6 protein-coding genes are annotated in these 3,480 nt (G+C 53.1%); 4 read left to right on the top strand and 2 right to left on the bottom strand.

Translation table 11 applies throughout. The annotated features are described in order from the left end of the window. Nucleotides 1-566 precede the first annotated feature (566 nt). The 4 genes from R5H23_RS16645 (at nt 567) to R5H23_RS16630 (ending at nt 2,766) form a co-directional block, all read left to right on the top strand. The gene (locus tag R5H23_RS16645; protein ID WP_244974575.1) at nt 567-989 is read left to right on the top strand and encodes a hypothetical protein; all 423 of its coding nucleotides are present in this window, start codon (nt 567-569) and stop codon (nt 987-989) included. Next, a complete protein-coding gene (locus tag R5H23_RS16640) occupies nt 889-1,527 on the top strand; it encodes a transposase (protein WP_231875037.1) in 639 nt (212 codons plus the stop codon). The genes R5H23_RS16645 and R5H23_RS16640 overlap by 101 nt, the downstream gene beginning before the upstream one ends. Nucleotides 1,528-1,574: 47 nt before the next feature. Beyond that, on the top strand, nt 1,575-1,712 hold the full coding sequence (locus tag R5H23_RS16635) for a hypothetical protein (RefSeq protein ID WP_156475452.1): 138 nt from the start codon (nt 1,575-1,577) through the stop codon (nt 1,710-1,712). Nucleotides 1,713-2,008: 296 nt separating this feature from the next. Continuing rightward, nucleotides 2,009-2,766 (top strand): IS5 family transposase gene (locus R5H23_RS16630; RefSeq protein WP_156475453.1). Its coding sequence is split into 2 segments (ribosomal slippage): nt 2,009-2,330 and nt 2,330-2,766, totalling 759 coding nucleotides; the frame shifts between segments, so codons are not numbered across the junction. A gap of 20 nt (nt 2,767-2,786) precedes the next feature. On the opposite strand, the gene R5H23_RS16625 is transcribed toward R5H23_RS16630, so the two are convergent. Both R5H23_RS16625 and R5H23_RS16620 read right to left on the bottom strand, forming a co-directional pair. Continuing rightward, entirely contained in the window at nt 2,787-3,116 is a 330-nt protein-coding gene (locus R5H23_RS16625) for a HigA family addiction module antitoxin (protein WP_061509869.1), read from the bottom strand. Further along, nucleotides 3,106-3,396 (bottom strand): type II toxin-antitoxin system RelE/ParE family toxin, encoded by a 291-nt coding sequence (locus R5H23_RS16620; RefSeq protein ID WP_061509870.1) that lies wholly within the window; start codon nt 3,394-3,396, stop codon nt 3,106-3,108. Before R5H23_RS16620 ends, R5H23_RS16625 begins: the two co-directional genes overlap by 11 nt. Nucleotides 3,397-3,480: the final 84 nt, after the last annotated feature.

Raw genomic sequence — 3,480 nt, 5'->3', positions numbered from 1 at the left:
TTTCTGACTGGTCCACGGACTTATTTATCAGAGATTAATGATAGTGTTTAATACTCTACGCATGACACAAAGGCTTCGCATTGAACGAAGTGAGAAGCCGTTTTTGTAGGATGCCGGAGTAATCCGGCCGGAAGCTGCTTTATTCTGCCCCCAAAAGTACCGCTTCTTTTGTCAGGCACCCGCTACTTCAACAAAGATGCACAGACTTCTGGGGATCTTCCTCTGCCCCTGTTCTTGGAAAAGAAGCAGAGGAAGTTATTCAGCTCAGGCCTGACGGATGTCTGAGCGCTTCGAGGGCTCGGCAAAATATGGACTTCAGAGCCAGAAAGATTCATCATCAATCCAACCCATCAAACCCCGGGACTAAACACCTTATGTGTTTCCAGCCTGTTATGATGACCTCATGAACGCCCCTGGCCAGGGGCGTTCATGAGGTGAGATACAGCGCTTAACACCTGGTAGCCTGACCACGTTTTCTAGCAGGCTGATCTCGCCTCTCTTCACCGTCTCGAACAGTTGACGGCGGCCCGCTTTCGGGACCGCGAACATAAGAAAGAGAGAGTGATATGTGTTCGGAAACCGTCATTGGAATAGATGTGTCCCGAGACTGGCTTGATGGCTTTTGCCTGCCAGAAAAGCAGAGATTTCGTTTTCAGAATTCACCTGATGGCCATGCCAGATTACTGGAAATTCTTCAGAGTATGCCGGACGGTCTTAAGGTTGGGTTTGAAGCCACCGGTGGACAGGAATGGGCACTCTGGCGTGTTCTCATCAGTATGGGACTCAATGCAGTCCAGTTGCCCCCTGCACAGATCAAAGCTTTCGCACTCTCCATAGGGGAAACGCGCGAAAACCGATCAGATCGATGCGGAATTGATTGCGCGCTTTATGGCTTTTCGTCCAGAAGCAGGACGAACACTGCCGGATGTAAAACTCCAGTTTCTGCGGGCACTGACGGTGCGCAGAGCTCAGATGGTGGAGGCACGTAAACGGCTTTCTGCCCAGATTTCGGCGCGCCGCAAGCAGGGTGTGAGCGCTGAACTGGAGGATATGGACAGCAGTCTCAAAGCATTTCTCGAAAGCCAGATCAGCGAGCTTGAACAACGGATTGAAAGCGTTATCGCAGAGGCAGAAGAACTCTCCGCCAAAGCAGAACTTCTCCGTTCCATTCCTGGTATCGGCCCGGTATCAGTCGCCATGCTTCTCGCAGAAATGCCGGAACTCGGCCGTATGACGGCGACAGAAGCTGCTGCCATGGCCGGACTTGCACCAATGGCTCACGATAGCGGCGCGGTGCGTGGGAAACGTGTCATTTCAGGGGGAAGAAGATCTCTCCGCCACGTTCTGTTCCAGGCAGGATTGGCAGCTGCCTGCCATAATCCAGTTCTGAAAGCTGTTGCCAAGCGCATGAAAGAGCGGGGTAAACCACATAAATTGGTGATCGTCGCTATCGCACGGCGTCTCGTCACAATCGCCAACGCTGTCCTCAAAACCGGAGTGCCATGGCGCATTAGCTCCGCCGCTTAAACACAGTTGCTAGCCCGCGACATCGGCAGGGATTTTTGTGACTCGATATGCGTGATGGGAATCTCGAAGATCCGGGAGGCAGCAAGACGTCACCGTGGCAGGGCTATGGCGAAAACGTAGTGCTCATCGCTATCGGGTATGGCCCGCCATCAAGCTGTAGCGTGCCGAAGGTGACGGGATCATAAATCGGCGTTTCTATGCCGTCTGCTGACGGACGGCTTATGGCACCTCTTTAAGTTTTTGCTTTGCAGATCGCTGAGACAACCAATAAATGGAAAGACTTGGAGCGTCTGCTCGGATTTCTTCGAGCTTGTTGGCAGCCTGTGCACGCCATGCAAGATCACCCGGCTCGACAAATTCGCGCCGTAGAGTTCGCACTTGCCTCAAGTGCCGTGTCTGCCCAACGTCGAAAATCATCTAGGCTCAGGACCTATTGATTTTTGTAGGGAATTTTGATTCAGGCTCTGTAAGGAGACTGAAGATGAGCGACCTGTTTTGGCTGACGGACGATCAGATGGAGCGCCTGCGACCGTTTTTTCCCAAGAGCCACGGCAAACCTCGTGTTGATGACCGCCGCGTGCTGAGCGGCATCATTTTCGTGAACCGCAATGGTCTGCGCTGGCGGGATGCGCCCCGGGAATACGGCCCACACAAGACGCTCTACAACCGCTGGAAGCGTTGGGGCGACATGGGCATTTTCATGCGGATGATGGATGGCCTGTCTGCCGAAAAGGCAGAGCCCCAGACCATTATGATTGATGCGACCTATCTCAAAGCACATCGCACGGCTTCAAGCCTGCGGCTAAAAAAGGGGATCCAGGGCGTCTGATCGGACGGACAAAAGGTGGCATGAATACGAAGCTGCATGCGATCACGGATCAGAACGGACGACCGCTGAGCTTCTTCATGACGGCGGGACAGGTCAGTGATTACACCGGTGCCGCTGCTCTGCTGGACAGCCTGCCCATGGCACAGTGGATGCTGGCGGACCGGGGTTATGATGCTGACTGGTTCCGGGATGCCTTGGAGGAAACAGGGATCAGGCCCTGCATTCCGGGACGGAGATCCCGCGGAAAGCCAGTCAAATACGACAAGCGAAAATACAAAAGACGCAACCGCATCGAAATCATGTTCGGCCCCCTCAAGGACTGGCGGCGGGTCGCAAAACGCTATGACAGATGCGGCACCGTCTTCTTCTCAGCCATCTGCCTCGCCGCAACCGTCATCTTCTGGCTATGAGTCCTGAGCCTAAGCAGACCTTAAATCGTCCGTTGTTCAGTACTGGAAGGTGCGACGAGATTGAAATGCTGGACGTTCAAATTGGCTTCATGCGTTCGTGCCTGAGCCAACTCGAAAGCACTCTGCATACGCATCAGGGTATCGGCGCGTACTCCAAAGGCCTTTTCAAACCGAATGGCCATGTCTGCGGACAGGTTGGACCGTCCATTCAGAAGAGCACTGATCGACTGGCGCGAGACGCCAAAATGTTCTGCAACGGTGTTCACCTTGATATTATAAGGTTCCAGGATCTCCGTTTTGAGCCAGTCACCCACATGAACGGCCAGTGAGGCATGCATTTTAAGCGCCATGATAATCCTCCAGTGTCATATCGCAGAGTGAACCCTGCTCGTTCAGGCGAAACGTCAGACGCCAGTTTTTGGTGACCGTCATTGACCAAGTGCCTGCGCGATCCCCCGTCAATGGGTGCAACCCATAATTTGGAGGAACAGCAAGTTCGTCTAATGACGCTGCGGCATCAATGAATGCCAACATCTTCCGAAGCCGGGTCACATCGCCAACCAGACCTTTAGCATTACCTGTTTCAAAAAATCGGCGCAGGCCTTTGTGACTGATGCTGTCGATCTCCATAGATGTAACCTACAGCTTTACGTTGCTAATGTAAACGGATGCTTTACATGGTAGAATTTCTATTGCCTTGAACTTACCTAAGAG

Origin of the sequence: Gluconobacter sp. GP1, from assembly GCF_032913585.1 — a bacterium.
Lineage (GTDB): Bacteria > Pseudomonadota > Alphaproteobacteria > Acetobacterales > Acetobacteraceae > Gluconobacter > Gluconobacter cerinus.
The sequence above is the reverse complement of the archived record's forward strand: the minus strand, read 5'-3'. Positions and strand labels throughout refer to the sequence as shown.